The sequence below is a fragment of the Streptomyces shenzhenensis genome (assembly GCF_021462265.1).
In the GTDB taxonomy this organism is placed as follows: domain Bacteria; phylum Actinomycetota; class Actinomycetes; order Streptomycetales; family Streptomycetaceae; genus Streptomyces; species Streptomyces shenzhenensis.
The window spans coordinates 68,887-88,633 of sequence record NZ_JAJONF010000002.1 but is presented as its reverse complement, the minus strand read 5'-3'; the positions used below and the strand labels follow the sequence as shown (position 1 = coordinate 88,633).

Below are 19,747 nucleotides of genomic sequence, written 5' to 3'. Positions count from 1 at the left end.
GATGTGAGCGACAGTTACCTCTATTCGGCGGCCCGGACTCCCTTCGGACGGTTCTCGGGCGCGCTCGCCCGGGTCCGGCCCGACGACCTCGCGGCCCACATCATCAGCGGAACGCTGGCCACCGTGCCGGACCTGGATCCGGCGGAGATCGACGACGTCGTCTGGGGCAACGCCAACGGCGCCGGCGAGGACAACCGCAATGTCGGCAGGATGGCCACCCTGCTCGCGGGACTTCCCACCTCGGTGCCCGCCACGACCGTCAACCGCCTGTGCGGATCGTCCCTGGACGCCGCCCTCATCGCCTCGCGCGCCATCGAGAGCGGCGACATGGACATCGTCCTCACCGGCGGCGTCGAGTCGATGACCCGGGCGCCCTGGGTGCTGCCCAAGCCCGAGCGCGCCTTCCCGGCCGGGGACACGGCCGCGGTGTCCACGACGCTCGGATGGCGCCTGGTCAACGAGCGCATGCCCAAGGAGTGGACGGTCTCCCTGGGCGAGGCCAACGAGCAGCTGGCCGACCGTTTCGCGATCTCCCGCGAGCGCCAGGACGAGTTCGCCGTCCGCTCCCACCGTCTCGCCGACGAGGCCTGGAACGAGGGTTTCTACGACGGCCTGGTCGTCCCCGTCACCCACGCGGACGGCACCGTTCTGCAGCGGGACGAGGGAATCCGGCCGGGGTCCTCCACGGAGAAGCTCGCCGCGCTCAAGCCGTCCTTCCGCACCGACGGCGTCATCACCGCGGGCAACGCCTCTCCGCTGAGCGACGGCGCCTCGGCGGTGCTGCTCGGCTCGGACTCCGCCGCGGACCGCATCGGCAGCGCTCCCCTCGCCCGCGTCGCGGGCCGCGGCGTGTCCGCGCTGGACCCGCAGATGTTCGGCTTCGCCCCCGTCGAGGCGGCGAACAGGGCACTCAAGCGTGCCGGCGTCTCCTGGTCCGACGTCGCCGCCGTCGAACTCAACGAGGCCTTCGCCGTCCAGGCGCTCGCGTGCATCGACGCCTGGGACGTCGATCCGCAGATCGTCAACACGAAGGGCGGAGCCATCGCCCTCGGCCACCCCCTGGGCGCGTCCGGAGGCAGGCTGCTGGGGACTCTCGCCCGCCGTCTGCAGGAATCCGGGCAGCGGTGGGGGGTCGCGGCCGTCTGCATCGGCGTCGGCCAGGCGCTGGCCGTCGTGCTGGAGAACGTCGCCGGGAGCAGCCGATGACCGCGCGGCTGTGCGCCGACGCCGACGACGCGGTCGCGGGTGTCCGCGACGGCTCGACTGTGCTCGTCGGGGGCTTCGGCATGGCCGGTATGCCCGTGGCACTGATAGACGCCCTGATCCGGCAGGGCGCCAAGGACCTCACCGTCGTCTCCAACAACGCCGGCAACGGCGACACCGGCCTCGCCGCGCTGCTTGCCGAGGGGCGGGTCCGCAAGGTGATCTGTTCCTTCCCCCGCCAGGCCGACTCGTGGGTGTTCGACGGTCTGTACCGGGCCGGAAAGGTCGAACTCGAGGTCGTTCCGCAGGGCACCCTCGCGGAACGGCTCAGGGCGGCCGGAGCCGGTATCGGCGCGTTCTTCTGCCCCACCGGCGCCGGCACCCTGCTCGCCGAGGGCAAGGAGACACGCGAGATCAACGGCCGCCTTCACGTACTGGAGTACCCCATCAACGGAGACGTCGCACTGATCAGCGCCCACCGGGCCGACGGAATGGGCAACCTGGTCTACCGCAAGACCGCCCGGAACTTCGGGCCCGTGATGGCCACCGCGGCCACCACCGTGGTCGTCCAGGTCCGCGAGACCGTCGAGACCGGCGCGATCGACCCGGAGACCGTCGTGACGCCGGGCATCTACGTCGACCGTGTGGTCAAGGTGGCTGATCACGCATGAGCCACACATCTTCCCGGGCACCTGGGCAGGGCCCGCTGAGCAAGCACGACATCGCCGCGCTGATCGCTCGCGACATCCCGCACGGCTCCTACGTCAACCTCGGTATCGGCCAGCCGACCCTGGTCGCCGACCATCTCTCCCCCACCGCCGGCGTCGTTCTGCACACCGAGAACGGCATGCTCAACATGGGACCCGCCGCCCACGGGGACGAGATCGACCCGGACCTGACCAACGCCGGCAAGGTCCCCGTCACCGAACTGCCCGGTGCCGCCTATTTCCACCACGCCGACTCCTTCGCGATGATGCGCGGCGGCCACCTCGACATCTGCGTGCTCGGCGCCTTCCAGGTCTCCGCACGCGGTGACCTGGCCAATTGGCACACCGGCGCCCCCGACGCCATCCCGGCGGTGGGCGGGGCCATGGATCTGGCGATCGGCGCGAAGCAGGTCTTCGTGATGATGGACCTTTTCGCCCGGGACGGAACGCCCAAGCTGGTGTCCGAGTGCAGTTACCCGCTCACCGGGCTCGCCTGCGTGAACCGCGTCTACACGGACCTGGCGGTGTTCGACATCACCGAGCACGGTGTGAGCGTGCGGCAGACCTTCGGCATCGAGGTGCACGACCTCGCCGACCGGCTGGGCCTGCCGCTCCTCACCGGATCGCCTCGGTAGCCCGCCTGAGCCGCGGCGGCCCGCTCGACAGCGGACAGGCCGGCCCGGCCTTGGAACGCCTCCCCGCCGCCGCACACCGGCCCCGGCCACGAAGCGGTCGAGTGCGGCGGCTGGGGGCGTTCCCCCGGTTCAGTCCAGGATCGCGACAGCGATCGTCTCCGCCAGCTCGGCCGGCATCGACAAGAACGCCGAGTGCCCCGACGGCAGCTGATAGGTCCTGCCCGCCCGCGCCGCCATTCCCTGCTGGAATGCCGGCGGGATCGCGTTGTCCGACTCACAGACGATGTAACGGGATTCCACGTCCTTCCAGGACGTGGCGGTCAACGGCTCGCTGAACGACCTGATGCTCTGCGGCACGAGCCGCTCGGCCGCCCAGGCCGCGTCGTCGTCCGTCACCCCGTTGTAGAAGTACTCCCGGTGCCCGGGATCCGGGGGCAGGGTGCCGGTGTCGCCGGCCGGAAGGGCACCGCCGGACTGGCCGGCCAGCGAGTCGCCTTCCTCGAACTGGAACGCGGCCAGGTACACCAGGTGGGAGACGTTGTCCGCGGCGGCGGCCGCCTCCGTCGCGGGGATCCCGCCGTAGGAGTGCGCGACAACGGCCACGGGCCCGGGGATCGCCGAGAGCGTCTCGCGGATGACGCGAGCGTCGTCGTACATGCCCGCGGTCTGCTCGGCCTGTGCCGACGCGCTCGGAAGGTCGACCGTCGCGACGTCCCACCCCCGCGACTCGAGTTCGGGGACCAGCTTCTCCCAGCACCAGGCACCGTGCCAGGCCCCGTGTACCAGCAGGATGGTGGGCTGACTGTAGGTGTCAGCAGACATGCGTCGTCCCCTCGGGTCGCTATTACCTGACGAATTCCATGAATCCGGCCGAAAGGATCCGCGTCAGTCATCGCCCGGCAGGCTTCACGAAGCGAATGCTGCGCCACATGGGGCGGCATCCTTCCAGCACTGGCCACGCTAGAGGGCCACGTGTGCTCCGTACATGCTCAGGAGTCCGCACCACATGTGCGTGCGTACCGGCCGACCGGCGGCGATCCACCAGGGGCCGCCCTGCGGTCCGCACACGCTCGGGCAGCCCGCCAGGAGCCGGACACGGCAGTGCGGAACGACGCCACCCGCCCGCCCCACCTGCGATGCGCGTCCGACGACTGCCTGCCGGGCAGGACGCCGTCACTCCGAGGTGATCCGCACGACGGTCTTTCCCGGGGCCGGGGCCGTCTGCCGGGAGATCATCTCGGGCACCTCCCGGAAGTCGTACACGCGGCCCACCGGTGTGCTCAGCGCACCCCTGTCCGCCAGGTCCGCCAGACGCTGCCAGACGACTGCTTCCGCTGCCGGGCTGCCAGGGGTGGCGAGGACACCCACGGCCGAGTAGTTGCGGAGCAGCATGTCCATGGAGTCCAGTGGCACCGGCTTCCCACTCGCCACGCCGATGAGCACCACTCGCCCGTTGCGCGCGATCGCCGCCAGCGCGGCAGCGGCCGTCTCGCCGCCCACCGGGTCGAAGACGACGTCCGCTCCGCGGCCACCGGTGATGTCCGCGACGCGGGCCGGCAGATCACCGGACCGGTGGTTCAGGACGTGGTCGGCACCATGGCGCTTGCAGAAGTCCAGCTTCTCCTGGCTCCCGGCGACAGCGATCACCGTCGCCCCGAGCGCTTTGCCGAGCTGCAGAGCGGCACCGCCGCTGCTGCCGGCGGCACCCAGCACCAGCAGCACCTCCCCGGCTTCGATCGGCGCTCGGTCCACCAGCCCCGCGTACGCCGTGCGGAACGCGATCGGGAATCCGCCCGCCTGCTCGGTGGTCATCCCCGCTGGGATCCGGATGGTGGATTCCTCGCGGAGATACGTGTACTCGGCGTATCCTCCCCAGCCGTCGAGAAACCCGGTGATGCCGGTCACTTGGTCACCGACGGAGAACCGTGAGCCTGACGGCACGGCGACGACCTCCCCGGCGGCCTCTTCGCCGAGGCCGAAGGGCGGATCCCCCATCAGCGGGAAATGACCTGCGGCCATCATCGCGTCCGGATATCCGGCCCCGGCCGCGTGCACGCGTATCAGCACCTGCCCCGGTGCGGGCTCGGGCCAGGTCATCCGCTGGAGTTCGACGGAGTCCGCCGGTGCGCCGAATCTCACCAGACGCCATGCTCGACCAGAAAACATCTTCGCGATCATCCCTTTTGCTCGTTCTTCCGGCATCAGCATCACACGACGCCGACACCTTCCTCACCGATTCCGTCCGCCGAATCAGATATACGGACGTACGGACACGAATTCCGGAGGAACAAGCATGTTCAGGAAAATCGTTGCCGCCGCTCACCGTCCCGCCCGCGGGAGTCCTTCGCGGGCGGGAAGTCACGGCAACCGGGCTTGCCTGTGATAACGGCCCGGGGCCATGCCGATGACGCGTTTGAACGCGTGGCTGAAGGCGCTTTCCGAACCGTAGCCGTAGCGCGCCGCGAGAGCGGCGACCGTGGGGTTGCCGGTGCGCAGTTCCCGTGCCGCCGAGCGGATCCGCCAGGTGGCGAGGTACTCGAGAGGCGGGGTGCCGACGAGGTCGCTGAACCGGGCCGCGAAGTGCGATCGCGACATACCTGATCTGGCCGCCAGTTCGGGCACGGTCCACGGGCGGGCGGGGAATTGATGCATGAGGGAGAGCGCGGTGCCGATGGCGGGATCGGCCAGAGCGGTCAACCATGCCCGGCCGGTGGGGCCCTGGGCCTCGACGTAACTGCGCAGCACCTGAACGAGAACGATGTGCGCCAGCCGTTCGACGATCAGGAGACTGCCGATCTTCGGGACGGCGGTCTCCTGACGGAGCATGCTCAGCGCGGTGCGGATGGCTCCGGCTTGGTCCGATTCCGCCGGAACGTGCACCAGTGGCGGCAGCACATCGAGGAGGACCGCCGCGTTCGCGGCGTCCAGGTGAAACCCGCAACCGGCGACAACCGAGTCCACGAGGCTGTCCGAAGGCCCGACACGAACGGTGTCGCCTTCCCTGAAGCCGGCGAAGACGTCACCGCTCGGTTGTGCCGGGACCGCGGGATCGCTGGAGAGACGGTACGGACGCCCGTTGCCCAGCAGATAGCAGTCGCCTTCCACCGCTCGGACGGGCGAGGCTCCTTCGGTCTCCACCCAGCACGCGCCCTCCAGGACGGCTCCCAGTTTGATGTGCCGATATCCGGCGAAGGAGATCCCCCACGCACCTACCGCTTCCAAGCGCGCGAAGTCGGCGCTGCGCATGTCCAGAAGTGCGAGGACATCGTTGAGGGGGTCCATCGGTTCCCTTGTCGGCGTGCGGCGGAGCCTCGGCGATGAGACTTCGAAGGAGGTGGGCAGGGACAGTCGGACAGGATATGCCAGTAGCGACTCCCGGCGATCCGACGGAAGACCTGAGCGGGAGAAATCAGTCGGACAATGCGCGGGGCTCCACGATGTGTGCGCCGTCGTCCGAACTCATCCGGGAGCCAGCCAGAAGTACCCATGAGGAATTCGGTACGAGGGACTGAGAGGGAACACGCGATACGGTGAGAGCCGCGTTTCGCGCTCAGCTTCCGCCGAAGTCCTCCAGTACCTCGCGGGCCGCCCGCGCGCCGGAGGCCAGCGCGCCCTGGACGGAACCCGTGCCGCGGTGGTCCCCGCAGACGTAGCGGCCGGGCCCGGTGCGGCAGGTCCGGGTCAGCGGCCAGGGCGGCGGCATGGCGGGCAGCGCGTTCTCCACGGTGCGCGCGACCAGCAGGTCCCAGGCGCCGGCGTCGGCACCGTACATCTCGGACAGGGCCGCGACCACGGCCGCCCGCACCGGCTCGGTGCCGCCGCCCAGCACCGAGGTGGCGACGAGGGCGCTGCCGCGCGGGGCGTACTCGGGCGCGACGTCGCTGAGGACACAGGTGTTCAGTACGCGGCGGCGGGTGTCGACCAGCAGGACGGGAGAACCCAGTGGGGAGCGCGGGGCGACGTGGTAGTACGTGGTGACCGTGCGGTGGCCGGGGACGGCCAGGCCGGGCAGCAGCCGCGCGGCGGCGCCGGCCCCGGTCGCCACGACGACGGCACGCGCCGGCAGCTCCGTACCGTCTGCCGTGACCACCCCCCGGCCGGCGAGCCGGGCCACGGGTGTGCCGAGCCGCACGGTGCCCTCGGGCAGGGCCGCGGCCAGGGCGCGCGGGACGCACTGCACCCCGAAGGCCGGCAGGCACAGCGCACCGCGCAGCATGCTGCGCCACACCAGGTGGAACACCCGGCTGGAGGTCTCCAGCGAGTCCTCCAGGAAGACGCCGGAGAGGAACGGCCGGAAGAAGCCCTCCGTGAACGGAGCGGAGAAGCCGGCGTCGGCCAGGGCGGCGCGGGTGGTGCGTTCGGGCGCCTGCTTGAGCATGCGGGCCGGGGCGAGGGCGTCGCGGGCGCCGAGCACGGCCAGGGCCGCCAGGTCGCGCGGCCGGGCGAACCGCCCGGACAGCAGCGACGCCACCGCGTCGGGGCGGCGGCGCGGGTCGGCCAGCAGCACCCGCCGGTCACCGGTGTGCACCAGGACGCCCGGCAGGAAGGGGCGCGGGTCGAGGAAGCGGGCGGGCAGACGGCGGCGCAACTGCGGGTAGGCCGGGTTGACGACCTGGAAGCCGCGGTCCACCGTGAAGCCGTCCAGGCGGTCGGTCCGCATCCGCCCGCCCACCGCGTCGCCCGCCTCCAGCACCCGCACGCGGAGCCCGGCGGCGGCGAGGTCGCGGGCACATGCCAGCCCGGCCACCCCGGCACCCACCACGACGACGTCCGCGACCACGGATCCGTCCGCCACGGTCACCACCTCTCCTCGCTCCTCAAGGGCCTGCCGCCCTGTCGCCCTGTCACCCGGTGGCGCCCGCCGCGCCGGGCGCCACCGGCCGTCCCGGAGGTGCGTCACTCGCCACGCCGCCCGCAAGCCCTCGTACGCCCGGCCGGGGGCTCGGGGCGGCGCGCCCGAGCGCCCGACGGATTACGCGCGGACCGTCGGCCAGGTGGCGACGCCGCCTCACGCACCGGCGCCCGACGCCTTCCCCGAAGTGCTTCCCCGTCGGGCGCCACCGCGGATGCGCTCGCACCCGAACGGGGGACTGTCGGCGACCGGCCGCATCCGGCACCGGCCGACGGGCCGAAACCATCCGAGAGTGACCCCACCCGAAGCGGAAGTGAGCCCTATGCAGACCTCGGTCGTCGTCTTCACCTGCGATCTGCGCCTGTCGGACCACCCGCCGCTGCGCGCGGCCCTGCACGGAGGAGGCCGGGTGGTGCCCCTGTTCGTGCGTGACCGGTCCGTGGACGGAGCGGGCTTCGCCGCGCCGAACCGGCTCGCGTTTCTCGCCGACTGCCTGCGGGACCTGGACGCACGGCTGCGGGAGCGGGGCGGCCGGCTGGTGCTGCGCGAGGGCGACACGGTCACGGAGGTGTGCCGGGTGGCCGCCGAGGCGGACGCCGACGAGGTGCACATGGCGGGCGACGTGAGCGCCTTCGCGCACGCGCGCGAACGGCGGCTGCGCCGGGCGTTGGAGGCCGCCGGGCGGCGCCTGTACGTGCACGACACGGTGTGCACCGCCGTGGCGCCGGGCGCGGTGACACCGGCCTCCTCCGACCACTTCGCGGTGTTCACGCCGTACTACCGTCGCTGGTCCGTACAGGCCCTGCGGGACGTGCTGGACGTGCCGCGCGCGGTCACCGTGCCGCAGGAGGTCGGCTCCGCCCCGCTGCCCGAACGCGGCGGCGTGAGCGGGGTGTCGCCGGGGCTGTGCGCGGGCGGCGAGACGGAGGGACGGCGCAGGCTCGCCGCATGGCTGCGCTCCGGCGTGGACGCCTACGAGGAACGGCACGACGACCTGGCGGGCGACGCCACCTCCCGGCTCTCCCCCCACCTGCACTTCGGCACACTGTCACCGGTCGAGGTGGTGCACCGGGCCCGCAGGGCCGGCGGCGCGGGCGCGGAGGCGTTCGTACGGCAGATCGCCTGGCGCGACTTCAACCGCCAGGTGCTCGCCGCCCGCCCCGAAGCCGCCGCACGCGACTACCGCACCCACCGCGACCGGTGGCGCGTCGGGAAGGACGCGGAGGCGGACGCCGAGGCGTGGCGGGCGGGCCGCACCGGCTACCCGGTGGTGGACGCGGCGATGCGGCAGCTGCGCCACGAGGGCTGGATGCACAACCGGGGCCGGCTGCTGACCGCGAGCTTCCTCACCAAGACGCTGTACGTCGACTGGCGGGTGGGCGCCCGGCACTTTCTGGACCTGCTGGTCGACGGGGACGTGGCGAACAACCAGCTGAACTGGCAGTGGATGGCGGGCACGGGCACCGACACCCGGCCCAACCGGGTTCTCAACCCCGTCGTCCAGGGCAGGCGGTACGACCCGGACGGAGCATATGTGCGGCGCTGGGTGGAGGAACTGGCGGACGTGGCAGGGGCCGTCGTGCACGAGCCGTGGAAACTTCCGGCGCTGGAGCGCGCGAGGACCGGCTACCCCGAGCCGGTGGTGTCCCTGGCTGAGGGCCTGGCCCGCTTCAAGCGGGCCCGGGGGCGCTCCTGAAGTCCGCGCGGGGGACGTTCGCCGGGCCGCCGGCACCACACGCGACGCCTCGTGCATTCCGTGCGGCGCGGGGCGCCGCGTCCCCCGCCGAGGACAGCCCGCGGTGGAAGGCGGGGCAAGGACGGGGAGACGCCCATTCGCTCACCCCGCGGTGCACAGCGCGCGCAGCGCTTCCACCGCCTGCGCCAGTCCGGCCGGCCTGAGCACTCCGTCCGGCTGAGACCTGCTCCAGCCGGGGCCGCCCAGCAGCACCGCCGGACCGCGCCGCGCCCCCTTCATGCCCCAGCGCAGCCCGGCGACGTGCCGGGCCAGGGCAGGGGCCGCCCGCGCGCGCTCCTGGGCCCACAGCACGACCGCGACCGGGCCGAGCCGGCGCACGGCCGCGTCCAGCGCCTCGAAGGGCACCGCGGCTCCCAGCATGCGTACCGGCAGACCCTCACGAGCGAGCGCCGCGTGCAGTGCCTCCAAGGGGAGCGTGTGCTGTTCGCCCGGCACGCAGGCGAGCAGGACGCAGCCGGCCGCCGGGGCGGCCACCGGGGCGGCGGGCGGCGCGCTGCGGCGCAGCACGGTGGAGACATGCCAGGCGAGCAGGTGCTCCACCTCCACGTACCGGTCCTCGGACGAGGCCCAGCGGCGTCCCACGGCGTGCAGGGTGGGAACCATCACCTCCTGCCAGGCGACCACGACGCCGTAGCGCTGGACGGCGGCGGTGAGCTGCTTGTCGAGGGCCGGCGCGTCCAGCCGTACGGCGGCGCGTGCCAGCCCGCGGCACTCCTGGCGCACGTCACCGAGGGGCAGCGCACCGGCGACCCGCGACCGCCCCGCGGGCGGTGCGGGTGCTGAAGCAGCGGCGACGTCCGCCGCGGGGAGCGGGCCGGCGGCGAACGCACGGGCGGCGCGGGCCGCATCGGCCGGCGGGACGCCGGTCGCGGTCAGGCGGCACATCTCCTCGACCGTCGCCACGTCCGCCGCCGTCCAGCGGCGGTGCCCGCCCTCGGTGCGTGCGGTCGGCCCGATGCCGTAGCGGCGGTCCCATGAACGCAGGGTCATGGGGGAAACACCGAGGCGGCGGGCCAGCACCCCCGTGGTCAGACCGGCGTCACCCGCTACGGCGGGTGGCTTCGGCGACGGCTGCGCGGCGGAGTTCACGGCGGTTCGGACATTCCCTTCCTTCTGATCTTCCTGATCCTCCTGGTCTTCCTGGTCTTCCTGGTCTTCCTGGTCTTCCTGGTCCTCTCGTCTTCCCGGTCTCCGGCGAGCCGGAGCAGGCTTCCCACGCTCGACTCGCCCTCGAACGGCCGGTCAGCGTGCTCGCTCCGCGGCCTCGAAGTCCAGGCTCCGCCCCAGGCGCAGCAGGCCGCGCCGGGCATGACTCTTGACCGTACCCAGCGGCCAGCCGGTGACGTGGGCGATCTGGGGCTGCGTCAGGTCACCGTAGAAGGCCAGGCACAGCACGCGCCGCTGGGCCTCGGGAAGGCGGCCCAGTTCCCGGGTGACGTCCACGCGGTTCAGCACCGCGTCCTGCGCGCACGACGGGTCCGGCGAGCGGACCGGCTCGCGCGCCGCCGCGGCGGCGGCGTCCGCGCGCCGGGCGCGGGCGGACAGCGCGTCGGCGATCTTGCGCCGGGCGATGCCCACGAGCCAGGCGGGCAGCGGCCCCCGGCCCGGACGGTAGCCGTGGCGGCCGCGCCAGGCGGCGAGGAACACCGTCTGGGTGACGTCCTCGGCCTCCGCGCCGTCGCCCAGCGACTGCCGCGCGAGGGACAGGACGAGGGGAGCCCAGCGGCGGTAGACCGCCTCCAGGCCGCCCTCGTCGCCTGCCGCGAAACGCAGGGCCAGATCGTCTTCCGGGTCCGGCACGGGCACGGGCGGGACTTCGGTCACGGCGAACGCGGTCATGCGGCTGCTCCTTGCGCGGGCTGGCTCCCTCCCCGTCACCGTCCGCCCGGCACCCCGGCGGCCTCAAGTCGCATCGGATCTGCATCGATTCTCGCACCGGGACCCTCTGCCTGGTCGGCGGCCGTCAGGAGCCGCCCTCCCGCCGGAGGACGGCCCGGCGGCGCCGGCCCTGAGCCAGTGAGCGGCCGTCCGGCGCCTCGGGCCCGGCGCCGGGCCGGGTGGGCCACCACACGCGGTCCCCGGCGTCCCGCACGAGCGCCGGCACCAGCAAGGAGCGCACCACCAGGGTGTCCAGCAGCACGCCGAAGGCGACGATGAAGGCGATCTGCACCAGGAACGCCAGCGGAATCACACCCAGCGCGGCGAAGGTGGCGGCGAGCACCACCCCCGCGGAGGTGATGACCCCGCCGGTGGTGACCAGCCCGCGCCGGACACCTTCGCGGGTGCCGTGCCGCAGGGTCTCCTCGCGGACCCGGGACATCAGGAAGATGTTGTAGTCGACGCCGAGGGCGACCAGGAAGACGAACCCGTACAGCGGCACGGACGGATCGGTGCCGCTGAAGCCGAACAGGCCGTGGAAGACCAGCGCTGCCACGCCGAGGGTCGCGGTGAAGTTGAGGGCCACGGTCAGCACCAGCAGGACCGGCACAGCGAGGGAGCGCAGCAGCAGCACGAGAATGGTCAGGATGACGGCGAGCACCACCGGGACGATGACGGTGCGGTCGCGTTCGGCCGCGCGCAGGGTGTCGTACTGCTGCGCGGTGTAGCCGCCGACGAGGGCGTCCGCGCCGGGCAGTGCGTGCAGCGCGGTGCGCAGCCGGGCCACGGTGTCGCGGGCGGCCCGGGTGTCGGGAGCCGCCTCGGCGGTCGCCTCGAACCTGACCCGGCCGTCCACCGCGTGCGGATCCGCCGCCGGGCGGCCCTGGGCACCGGTCGCGGTCACCGCCGCGACGCCGGCGGTGTCGCGCACGGTGCGCTGCACGCGGTCCCCGGAGGCCGCGTCGGCGAGGACCACCACGGGGGTGCCCGCGCCGGCCGGGAAATGCCGGGCCAGGGTCTGCTGGGCGGCGACGGACGGCACGTGCCGTACGAACGTCTCGTCCAGCGGCACGCCCCGCAGGTCCAGGGTGAGGGCGCCCGCCGAGCAGACGAGCAGTCCGGTCAGGGCGAGCGCCCACACCCGGCGCGGCGCCCGGTCGACCAGGCGGGCCACGCGCTGCCACAGTTCGGTGGCAGCGGCCCCGCTCTCGGGTCTGGCGGGCCAGTAGGCGCGGCGGCCGAGGAGGGCCAGGACGGCCGGCAGGAAGGTGAGCGCGCTCAGCACGGCGCAGACGATCCCGACGGCTCCGACCGGACCGAGGGCCCGGTTGTTGGTGAGGTCGCTCAGCAGCAGGGCGAGCAGACCGAGGGCGACGGTACCGGCGCTGGCGAGGACGGCCGGAGCCGAGCGGCGCACGGCGGCGCGGGCGGCGGCGTAGCGGTCCCGGCCCGCGGCCAGTTCCTCCCGGCAGCGGGCGGTGACCAGCAGCGCGTAGTCCGTCGCGGCGCCGATGACGAGAATCGAGAGGATGCCCTGCATCTGACCGTCGACGCGCACCAGGCCGTGGTCGGCCAGCGCGTAGACGACGGCACAGGCCAGCCCCAGGGCGAACACCGCCCCGGTGATGACGGCGAGCGGCAGCAGCAAGGAGCGGTAGACCAGCAGCAGGATGACGAGGACGGCGGCCAGGGCGACCGCGAGCAGCACCCCGTCGATGCCGGAGAAGGCGTCCGCCAGGTCGGCCTGGGTCGCGGCCGGACCGGCCAGCCGCACCCGGGTGCCGGGCACCTTCTCGGCCGCCGCCCGCACCCGTTCCAGGGTGGGTGCGAGCCGGTCGCCCAGATCGGGGCGCAGCGGCACGACGGCCTGGAGTGCGGCACGGTCCCGCGAGGGCAGGGCCGGGGAGGGGGATCCGGCCGTGCCGGGTGTGCCGGCGAGGGCGGCCACCGCCGCGGTGGCCGGCCGCCGCTGCCCGCTGACGTCCTGCCCGCCGTCGGCGGTCCACACCACGATCACCGGCAGGGTCTCACGCTGCTGGAACGCGGCTTGCTCGCGCAGCACGCGGGTCGACTCGGCGCTGCGCGGCAGGAAGGCGGCCTGGTCGTTGGTGGCGACTTCGCCGAGTCGTCCGGCGAAGGGTCCCAGCAGGGCCCCGACCACCAGCCATACGGCGATCAGAGCGAACGGGACGAGCCCACGGGTTCGGCGGTGCGGGGGCCTCATGTGACTCCTCAGAGCTCCTCGGGGCGGGCGACAGAAGAAAACTCGACGGTAAACAATCTCAATGATTGAGCTATGTGTACCGCCGGGCTGTCTCACCACTGCTTCTCCGGCCGCGGGCAGTCCGGATGCAGGTGTCACCGCTCTCGGTTGTCACCGCTCTCCGTTGCCGGCGCTCACGGTGCGGACGGCCGCCTCAGCGGCCGACGGGCTCCCCGGGTACCTGGGCGAGGGCGTCGTTCAGCGCGGTCAGGAAGCGCAGGGCCACGGCCAGCTCGTGGTCGTCGAAGTCCGCTCCGGCCCGGCGCAACGCGTCGGCGAGCGGGCGGAAGTGGGTACGGGCGGCGGCGCGCGCGTCGGCCGCGTAGTACAGGTGCACCACCCTGCGGTCGCTGTCCTCGCGCACCCGGCGGACGTGTCCGGCACGCTCCAGCCGGTCGACGCAGGCGGTGACCGCGCCCGAGGTGAGGCCGAGCAGCGCACGCAGCCTGGTGGGGGTCATCGGCTCGGGAGCGTCGAGGATGGCGGCCAGCGCCTGCACGTCCGTGGCGTGCAGGTTCTGCCGCGCCGCGTACTGCTGGATGACCCGGCCGACCTCACCGTGCATGCGGCGCAGCTGCACCGCGAAGGCCGGCAGGTCACCCGGAAAGGCGGGGAGGTCACCGGCGGAGGCGTCGGCGGCGGGGGGATCGGCGGCCACGGTGTGCGGGGCCGCGTGGGCCGCGCCCGCGGTTCCTCCGCGTCGCCGCGCCGGGTGCCCACCGCTCGTCTCCGTGCTCACCGGCGCATCGTACCGGGGTGCTTGCGGGTCACGACCGGGGCGCATCGGCATCGGTACGGCGGCCGGACACCGCGAAGCGAGGCGGAGCCGAGGAGACGACGGCGGGCTGATCCCGGTGCCCGGCGACCAGGGCCGACGGCCGCTTCGGGAAGGAGAGCGCCGCCGTCACGCAGCGCCCGGAGCGGCTGAGCCGCGAGAGACCGGCGGCCCCGGATGCTCTTCTGCCGGCTTGCCGCAGGGCCCCGGCGAGGGGCCCGGCCGCTACCTGTCGCCGCGCAGCTCCAGGAGGGCCACGACCCGTTTTCCCGGTGGTGCGGGAACGGTCCGCACCTGGCTGCACAGCCGTCGGACCAGACGCAGGCCGTGACCGCCCACCCGGGCCGGGTCGTCCTCGCGCAGGGCGGGCGGGGACGGCGAACAGTCGCGGACGGCGATCAGCAGGCGTTCCGCGCCGGGCTGCAGTTCCAGGACCAGGTCCGCCGGGCCGGGTGCGTGCCGCACCGCGTTGGTGACGAGTTCGCTGACCACGAGCTGGGCATCCTGGCTCGGCCGGTCCTCGGGACGGAGTCCGTGACGGGCCAGAAAGGCACGTACCGCGCATCGCGCATCGGCGACGGACGTGCGGGCTCCGCCCCACGCAACGCCGCACCGGCCCGGTCGTGCAAGGGGTTCTTCATCCGCTTCCTGCTTCCTGCTCGGGACGGCCATGGCTGTGTCTCCGGCGGGTGTGGTCCGTGTCGTGTGTGCACACCGGGTACCGCTGATTCCGGGTTCGACTACCCATGACGGCCTTCTTCATGAGGAATCCGCGCCGTCTCCGCCGGGACGGGCGTCGGTGACGGTGAACAGCTCCCGGGTGCCGCTGATCTCCAGGAGCCGGCTGACGGCGGTCTGCAGGGGGCCTACCAGCACCAGGGTCCTGCCGTCGGCCTGGTGGCGGTGGCGGGCCCGGATCAGCGCGTTGAGCAGCATGCTGTCGGCGAAGGTGACCTCGGCGAGGTCCACCGCCGTGACGGGCATCGCCGCCCGGTCGGCCGCGTCCCAGGCCCGCTCGAACTCACCGGCGTCGTCGTAGTCGACCTCGCCCCGCACGGTGACCACGAAGGTCTGCTCACGGCGGTCGACGCGCACGCTCAGACAGCGGGCCGAATGCATGGCGCCATCCTCACGTCACCGGTGCCGGACGGACGGACGGGGCCGGAGCGCGCGGCCGGGCCGCCTCGCACCGGCGTCGCCACGGGCGGGGCGGGGATCGTCATGCGGTCCGTCCCGGGGGGTATACGGATGGCTGCGAGACTCGCCGGCAGGCGCACGCCACCGTCCGAGGGCGGTGCGTGGCCGGCCGCCACGGTCGTGGGCCGGGACACCCTTGCGGTCACTTCCGGGGCGGTGGCGTTCGAGACGTACGGCACGGTCACCGCCGGCCGTGCCGACAGGAGGTGGCCGAGGGATGTGAGGGCAATCCGAAGAACAGTTGCCGTTTGACAACAATAGCCATGAGGCAAGAGAGTAGCCGCGTCGGACGTACACGGGGAAGGACCTGTAATGATCCGGTGGGCGGAGAACCGCTCCGAGCGCCGCCCGCCACCGTCGTGAAACGGTGGGGGGCACCGGTGCCGTGAACGCTCTTTCAGGCGGTCCGGCTGCCGGAGTCCGGAGCCTCGTCGGGTATCTGCGTGGCCGCGGTCGCGCAGAACGCCTCCAGGCCCTCCAGCAGGGCGACACGCTTGGCAACGGGCATGTCGGCCAGCACCTTCTGCAACTCGCTCTCCCGGCGGGCGCGCAGATCGGCGAGGAAGAAGCGCCCCCGGGCGCTGAGATGGAGCCGTACCTCGCGCCGGTCCTCCGGGCTCGCCACGCGCTCCACGAAGCCCGCGGCCTGCAGCCGGTCACACAGCCGGCTGGTTGACGGAGGGGTGGAGGCGAGGAACTCGGCGAGGGTGCGCAGATTGATGCCGTCGTGGTGCTCGAGGATGTGCAGCACCCGCAGCTGGGAGGCGGAGGTGGGCGCGGTCGAGGCCCGCCCCCAGACGACCTCCAGCAGCTCGACGGCCCGCGTGGTCACGCGTGCGACCTCGTCGGGCTCTGGGCGGCGGCGGAAGGCAGTCACGGTCACACTCTCGCAGGCACTGGGGCGCTTCTCAGCCTACTAGCAGCCGACGCCGGCCATGGACCCCCGGGACGACAGACGCGGCTCTTCGCGGAGCCCGGCCTCGGCCGGACCCCCACCTCGTCAGGAGAAGGAATGGTGCACTCACCGTCGTGAACAGATTCAAGACCGCCGAACACGCCCTGCGCACAGCGGCTCCCCACGAATTGCTGGACGCCGTCCGCGTCGTGCTGAGCGAGCGATACGACGTGAAGGACGTCGAGCTGTTCATGGCCGACTACGGCCTGACCGTGCTTCAGCCGGTGTCGGGAGCGGCGCACGACCTGGCATCGGTCCCGGTGCACGGCAGCCCGGCCGGCCGGGCCTTCGGCTCCCAGGTGCCTTACCGCGAGGACGGCCGGGGCCGGCCGGCACGGGTCCATCTGCCGGTGAGCGTGCGCGGCGACCGGCTCGGCGTGCTGTCCGTGACGCTGCGGGACGGCGAGGCGGCGCCCGACTGCGTCCCGGAACTCGCCGAGCTCGCCGACGCGCTGGCGCACGAGGTGGTGGTGGCCGAGCGCGACACGGACCTGTATCTCCAGGCCCGGCGCAAGGACCGGCTCACCCTGGCCGCGGAGATGCAGTGGCACCTGCTCCCCGGCCGCTCCTGTTCCCGGCCCGAGTACGACCTGGCCTGCCAACTGGAGCCGGCCTATGCCGTCTTCGGCGACAACTTCGACTGGTCCGCCACGGCCGACCGGCTGATGGTGTACGTCACGAACGGCATGGGCGAGGGGATAGAGGCCGCCCTGCTGACCAGCCTCGCCGTCAACGCCCTGCGCAACGCCCGGCGCGCCGGCATCCCCATCGCGGACCAGGCGGCCCTGGCCGACCAGGCCGTCTACGCCCACTACCAGGGCCGCAGCTACCTGTCCGTCCTGATGCTGGACCTCGACCTGGCGACCGGCCGGGCGAGCGTCGTGGACGCCGGCTCCCCGCGGTTGCTGCGGCTGCGCGGCGGCACCGTCGAGCACGTGCCCTTCGAAGCCCAGCTGCCGCTGGGCATGTTCGAGGAGACGGACTACGTGGCGCAGGACTTCACCGTCGAACCCGGGGACCGGCTCATCTTCGTCAGCGACGGTGTCCACGCGGTCCACTCGCCCAAGGGCGAGGCATACGGGGAGCGGGCGCTCGCCCGGGCCATCCAGTCCACTCGGCTGCTGCCCGCCGCCGAGGTGCCGCGCGCCGTGCTGCGCGAGCTGGCCGGTCACCGCGGCGAGGCCACCGCGGCGGAGGACGACGCGTTGGTCGTCTGCCTGGACTGGCGGGGGCGGCAGCCGTCGTGACCTGACAGCCGCCGGCCCGGGAGAGCCCAGGCCGGCGGTGCGGGGTGGCGCCGTGGGGGTACGGCCGTCTCGTCGCGGCCGGCACGGTACGGCACGTCAGGATCCGGTGCCGTCCTCTTTTCCCGTGCCGGCCTCCCGTTTCCCCGTCCCGGCGTCCTGCGCGTCGAGGAACCCCTGAAGACCTCGGCCGAGGGCCTCCCGCCCGGCCGGTTCCATGGCGCCGAGCACGGCGGCCAGTCTCCGTGACCGGCGCCACGCCACTTCCTCGAGCGCCTGCCGGCCCTGCCTGGTCAGGCGCAGTCGCACCACACGCCGGTTGCGCGGATGCGACTCCCGCTCCAGCAGACCGGCGGCCTCCAGCCGGTCGCAGAGCCGGCTGGCGGTGGGCGGCCCGATGTCCATGGCCCCGGCCAGAGCGGTCAGGTTGAGTCCCGGATCCCGTTCCAGGGTCTGCAGGGCGCGCAGTTGGTGCGGTGACAGCCGCGGACTCGCGCCCTGCGCGGCGGCCTCCCACAGGTTCGCGAGGCTCTCCACGGCGTCGGCCATCGTCCGGGCCAGCGCCAGGGGGCCGTCCCGCGGCCCGCCCCACGGGCCGTCCCCGGAACCGTTCAGACCAGTCACGAGGCATCGCCTTCAGACATCGCCCGCATGCGGGTACCACCCCCGTTCCCTCGCGGTACCCGGCCGGCGGCCGGACCAGCCCCCAGAGTCCTCGGCCTCCACAGCATCTGCACGGCCCTGTGCGCCCGCGCGGGCAGCCGGTCAGGCGGAGAGCAGCGAGTCGTCCTCGACGCGGGCGCCGGGCAGGCGGTACCGCGCCACGACGAGGGCGGCGTCGACGTCACTGGTACCGGTCGCCACACACAGCGTGTAGGCGATGTCGGCCATCCGGCGGCGTACGGTCTCGTCGCCCTGGTCAGCATGGAGGGTGCGCAGCGCCTCGTACTGCTCGATCAGGTCCGTCAGCACCGCGGGGTGCGCCATGAGCATCGCAAGCCTCCTGCATGTCAGTGGTTCACGTGGATCACGCAAGGGCCCGGCTGCCCCGGTCCGGGCGCTTCATTCCTTCGGCGGCCGGTGGCCCGGGGCCGCCCGGCCCCCGCCACGAGCCGGCCCGCCGAAACCGAGCAGCGGATCGTCGAAGAGCGCGAGCCGGGCGGTGACACACTTGCCCACGGGCTCACGGCGCGCCTCGAAGCCCTGCACCACCGCGAGCACGATCTCCAGACCGTGCTGGCCCACCCGTCCGGCGTCGGCGGCCCGGGCCAGCGGCAGCGTGGGCTCGCTGTCCCAGATCTCGATCTCCACCATGCCGTCGACGACGCGCAGGCGCAGCAGCACCGGTCCGGGCGCGTACTTCAGCGCGTTGGTGACCAGTTCGCTGACCACGAGCTGCGCCAGGTCCATGGTGCGTGCGGTGACCGGCAGCCCGTGGTCGGACTGGACCCTGGTCAGGAACTGCCACGTCCGGTCCCGCGCGCCGGCGATACAGCCGGCCGCCCCGTCCAGCGCGATGGTGACGTCGGCAGGTGCGGGATCCGGCATCCGGGAACACTCCTCGGGCGGGACAGGCTCCGCCCTGCCGATGACATGCGATACCCCGTTCATGGGCGCGCGTCTACCCGGTACTCGCGACCGTATGCCTGCGCCGCCGGAAGCCGGCCGGGGCGGCGGGTGCATCACCCCGGGAATACGGGGCAGCGTTGGCTACAGGAAGGGGGCACAAGCCCGGACCGAGGGTGTGAGGGACGGAAGTGGCAGACAACGCAGGCAACCAGGAAGCAGTGGAACGCGGCCAGTTGTCCGTGGTCCGCACGGATGTCGACGGCATCGTCGTGCTCGGCCTCCGCGGCGAGATCGACTACCAGAGCGTGGGCGCCCTGACGCGGGGGATGCCTCCCGTGGATCCCGCCACCGGCTCCGGCGCCCGGGTGGTCGTCGACCTGAGCGGGGTCACCTTCATGGATTCCAGCGGGGTCAACGCGCTCGTCGCCGCCCACCACGCCACCCGGGCCGCGCGGGGATGGCTGCGGCTGGCGGGCGCCCACGGCGCGGTACTGAGGACCATGCGGCTGGTGGGACTCGAGTCCGTCACCCCCTGTCACCCGACCGTCGAGGAGGCCCTCGCGGCGTGACGCCCGAGGCGTCCTGACCGGCGCGGTCCGCTCCCGCGTCGGCGCCGTCCCACCCGCGGGCGAAATTCGTTCGGGTACCCCTCCTTCGCCTTGTCATGCCGGTTGTTCCGGTGCTTTTCCGGCGGGCCGCGGCTTTCCGGCCGG

Annotated in this window: 20 protein-coding genes; 6 read left to right on the top strand and 14 right to left on the bottom strand. The window is 73.1% G+C overall.

Annotated features, from left to right (window positions below; genetic code table 11):
- The first annotated feature begins 3 nt into the window (after positions 1 to 3).
- From LQ326_RS02950 to LQ326_RS02940, 3 genes are read left to right on the top strand one after another with little or no spacing between them, the layout of a single operon-like run.
- Positions 4 to 1,206, top strand: a complete 1,203-nt coding sequence (locus tag LQ326_RS02950; protein ID WP_234532036.1) for a thiolase family protein — start codon at positions 4 to 6, stop codon at positions 1,204 to 1,206.
- Positions 1,203 to 1,874: a 3-oxoacid CoA-transferase subunit A gene (locus LQ326_RS02945; RefSeq protein WP_234532034.1), complete on the top strand. Its 672-nt coding sequence runs from the start codon at positions 1,203 to 1,205 to the stop codon at positions 1,872 to 1,874. Before LQ326_RS02950 ends, LQ326_RS02945 begins: the two co-directional genes overlap by 4 nt.
- Complete coding sequence (locus tag LQ326_RS02940) at positions 1,871 to 2,545, top strand: 3-oxoacid CoA-transferase subunit B (protein ID WP_234532033.1); 675 nt, start codon at positions 1,871 to 1,873, stop codon at positions 2,543 to 2,545. The genes LQ326_RS02945 and LQ326_RS02940 overlap by 4 nt, the downstream gene beginning before the upstream one ends.
- Before the next feature lie 129 nt (positions 2,546 to 2,674).
- Here LQ326_RS02940 and LQ326_RS02935 read toward each other — a convergent pair whose 3' ends face one another.
- The 4 genes from LQ326_RS02935 to LQ326_RS02920 all read right to left on the bottom strand — a co-directional run bounded on the left by LQ326_RS02935 (position 2,675) and on the right by LQ326_RS02920 (position 7,346).
- Positions 2,675 to 3,367 (bottom strand): alpha/beta fold hydrolase, encoded by a 693-nt coding sequence (locus tag LQ326_RS02935; RefSeq protein WP_234532031.1) that lies wholly within the window; start codon positions 3,365 to 3,367, stop codon positions 2,675 to 2,677.
- A gap of 351 nt (positions 3,368 to 3,718) precedes the next feature.
- On the bottom strand, positions 3,719 to 4,684 hold the full coding sequence (locus LQ326_RS02930; RefSeq protein WP_234532029.1) for a quinone oxidoreductase family protein: 966 nt from the start codon (positions 4,682 to 4,684) through the stop codon (positions 3,719 to 3,721).
- A 219-nt stretch (positions 4,685 to 4,903) separates the two neighbouring features.
- A complete protein-coding gene (locus LQ326_RS02925; protein ID WP_234532027.1) occupies positions 4,904 to 5,827 on the bottom strand; it encodes an AraC family transcriptional regulator in 924 nt (307 codons plus the stop codon).
- A gap of 268 nt (positions 5,828 to 6,095) precedes the next feature.
- Positions 6,096 to 7,346 (bottom strand): NAD(P)/FAD-dependent oxidoreductase, encoded by a 1,251-nt coding sequence (locus LQ326_RS02920; protein WP_234532025.1) that lies wholly within the window; start codon positions 7,344 to 7,346, stop codon positions 6,096 to 6,098.
- 373 nt (positions 7,347 to 7,719) lie between these two features.
- Between LQ326_RS02920 and LQ326_RS02915 the strand changes: the two genes are divergently transcribed.
- Entirely contained in the window at positions 7,720 to 9,093 is a 1,374-nt protein-coding gene (locus tag LQ326_RS02915) for a cryptochrome/photolyase family protein (RefSeq protein ID WP_234532824.1), read from the top strand.
- A gap of 141 nt (positions 9,094 to 9,234) precedes the next feature.
- Here LQ326_RS02915 and LQ326_RS02910 read toward each other — a convergent pair whose 3' ends face one another.
- From LQ326_RS02910 to LQ326_RS02880, 7 genes are all read right to left on the bottom strand, one after another.
- On the bottom strand, positions 9,235 to 10,242 hold the full coding sequence (locus tag LQ326_RS02910) for a MerR family transcriptional regulator (RefSeq protein WP_234532023.1): 1,008 nt from the start codon (positions 10,240 to 10,242) through the stop codon (positions 9,235 to 9,237).
- Positions 10,243 to 10,395: 153 nt separating this feature from the next.
- Positions 10,396 to 10,992 (bottom strand): RNA polymerase sigma factor, encoded by a 597-nt coding sequence (locus LQ326_RS02905; RefSeq protein ID WP_234532021.1) that lies wholly within the window; start codon positions 10,990 to 10,992, stop codon positions 10,396 to 10,398.
- Between the two features lie 124 nt (positions 10,993 to 11,116).
- Positions 11,117 to 13,255, bottom strand: coding sequence for an MMPL family transporter (locus tag LQ326_RS02900; protein WP_234532020.1), 2,139 nt, complete (start codon positions 13,253 to 13,255; stop codon positions 11,117 to 11,119).
- 193 nt (positions 13,256 to 13,448) lie between these two features.
- Positions 13,449 to 14,033 (bottom strand): MarR family winged helix-turn-helix transcriptional regulator, encoded by a 585-nt coding sequence (locus tag LQ326_RS02895; RefSeq protein ID WP_372496715.1) that lies wholly within the window; start codon positions 14,031 to 14,033, stop codon positions 13,449 to 13,451.
- 261 nt (positions 14,034 to 14,294) lie between these two features.
- Positions 14,295 to 14,741, bottom strand: coding sequence for an ATP-binding protein (locus LQ326_RS02890; RefSeq protein WP_234532019.1), 447 nt, complete (start codon positions 14,739 to 14,741; stop codon positions 14,295 to 14,297).
- Positions 14,742 to 14,828: 87 nt separating this feature from the next.
- Positions 14,829 to 15,188 carry an STAS domain-containing protein gene (locus tag LQ326_RS02885; RefSeq protein ID WP_234532017.1) on the bottom strand — a complete coding sequence of 120 codons (360 nt, stop codon included), beginning with the start codon at positions 15,186 to 15,188 and terminating at the stop codon, positions 14,829 to 14,831.
- 475 nt (positions 15,189 to 15,663) lie between these two features.
- Positions 15,664 to 16,098 (bottom strand): MarR family transcriptional regulator, encoded by a 435-nt coding sequence (locus LQ326_RS02880; protein ID WP_234532820.1) that lies wholly within the window; start codon positions 16,096 to 16,098, stop codon positions 15,664 to 15,666.
- A gap of 197 nt (positions 16,099 to 16,295) precedes the next feature.
- Between LQ326_RS02880 and LQ326_RS02875 the strand changes: the two genes are divergently transcribed.
- A complete protein-coding gene (locus LQ326_RS02875; RefSeq protein ID WP_234532016.1) occupies positions 16,296 to 17,468 on the top strand; it encodes a PP2C family protein-serine/threonine phosphatase in 1,173 nt (390 codons plus the stop codon).
- A 96-nt stretch (positions 17,469 to 17,564) separates the two neighbouring features.
- On the opposite strand, the gene LQ326_RS02870 is transcribed toward LQ326_RS02875, so the two are convergent.
- The 3 genes from LQ326_RS02870 to LQ326_RS02860 form a co-directional block, all read right to left on the bottom strand.
- On the bottom strand, positions 17,565 to 18,089 hold the full coding sequence (locus LQ326_RS02870; protein ID WP_234532015.1) for a MarR family winged helix-turn-helix transcriptional regulator: 525 nt from the start codon (positions 18,087 to 18,089) through the stop codon (positions 17,565 to 17,567).
- A 141-nt stretch (positions 18,090 to 18,230) separates the two neighbouring features.
- The gene (locus LQ326_RS02865) at positions 18,231 to 18,458 is read right to left on the bottom strand and encodes a DUF5133 domain-containing protein (RefSeq protein WP_234532014.1); all 228 of its coding nucleotides are present in this window, start codon (positions 18,456 to 18,458) and stop codon (positions 18,231 to 18,233) included.
- 69 nt (positions 18,459 to 18,527) lie between these two features.
- A complete protein-coding gene (locus LQ326_RS02860) occupies positions 18,528 to 19,013 on the bottom strand; it encodes an ATP-binding protein (protein ID WP_234532013.1) in 486 nt (161 codons plus the stop codon).
- 209 nt (positions 19,014 to 19,222) lie between these two features.
- Between LQ326_RS02860 and LQ326_RS02855 the strand changes: the two genes are divergently transcribed.
- Complete coding sequence (locus LQ326_RS02855; RefSeq protein ID WP_234532012.1) at positions 19,223 to 19,603, top strand: STAS domain-containing protein; 381 nt, start codon at positions 19,223 to 19,225, stop codon at positions 19,601 to 19,603.
- Positions 19,604 to 19,747: the final 144 nt, after the last annotated feature.

Coding starts and splice junctions, on each gene's coding strand:
- LQ326_RS02940 (WP_234532033.1), top strand. CDS start 1,871: ATGAGCCACACATCTTCCCGGGCACCTGGGCAGGGCCCGCTGAGCAAG.
- LQ326_RS02935 (WP_234532031.1), bottom strand. CDS start 3,367: ATGTCTGCTGACACCTACAGTCAGCCCACCATCCTGCTGGTACACGGG.
- LQ326_RS02890 (WP_234532019.1), bottom strand. CDS start 14,741: ATGGCCGTCCCGAGCAGGAAGCAGGAAGCGGATGAAGAACCCCTTGCA.
- LQ326_RS02885 (WP_234532017.1), bottom strand. CDS start 15,188: ATGCATTCGGCCCGCTGTCTGAGCGTGCGCGTCGACCGCCGTGAGCAG.
- LQ326_RS02945 (WP_234532034.1), top strand. CDS start 1,203: ATGACCGCGCGGCTGTGCGCCGACGCCGACGACGCGGTCGCGGGTGTC.
- LQ326_RS02865 (WP_234532014.1), bottom strand. CDS start 18,458: ATGCTCATGGCGCACCCCGCGGTGCTGACGGACCTGATCGAGCAGTAC.
- LQ326_RS02860 (WP_234532013.1), bottom strand. CDS start 19,013: ATGCCGGATCCCGCACCTGCCGACGTCACCATCGCGCTGGACGGGGCG.
- LQ326_RS02900 (WP_234532020.1), bottom strand. CDS start 13,255: ATGAGGCCCCCGCACCGCCGAACCCGTGGGCTCGTCCCGTTCGCTCTG.
- LQ326_RS02905 (WP_234532021.1), bottom strand. CDS start 10,992: ATGACCGCGTTCGCCGTGACCGAAGTCCCGCCCGTGCCCGTGCCGGAC.
- LQ326_RS02915 (WP_234532824.1), top strand. CDS start 7,720: ATGCAGACCTCGGTCGTCGTCTTCACCTGCGATCTGCGCCTGTCGGAC.
- LQ326_RS02925 (WP_234532027.1), bottom strand. CDS start 5,827: ATGGACCCCCTCAACGATGTCCTCGCACTTCTGGACATGCGCAGCGCC.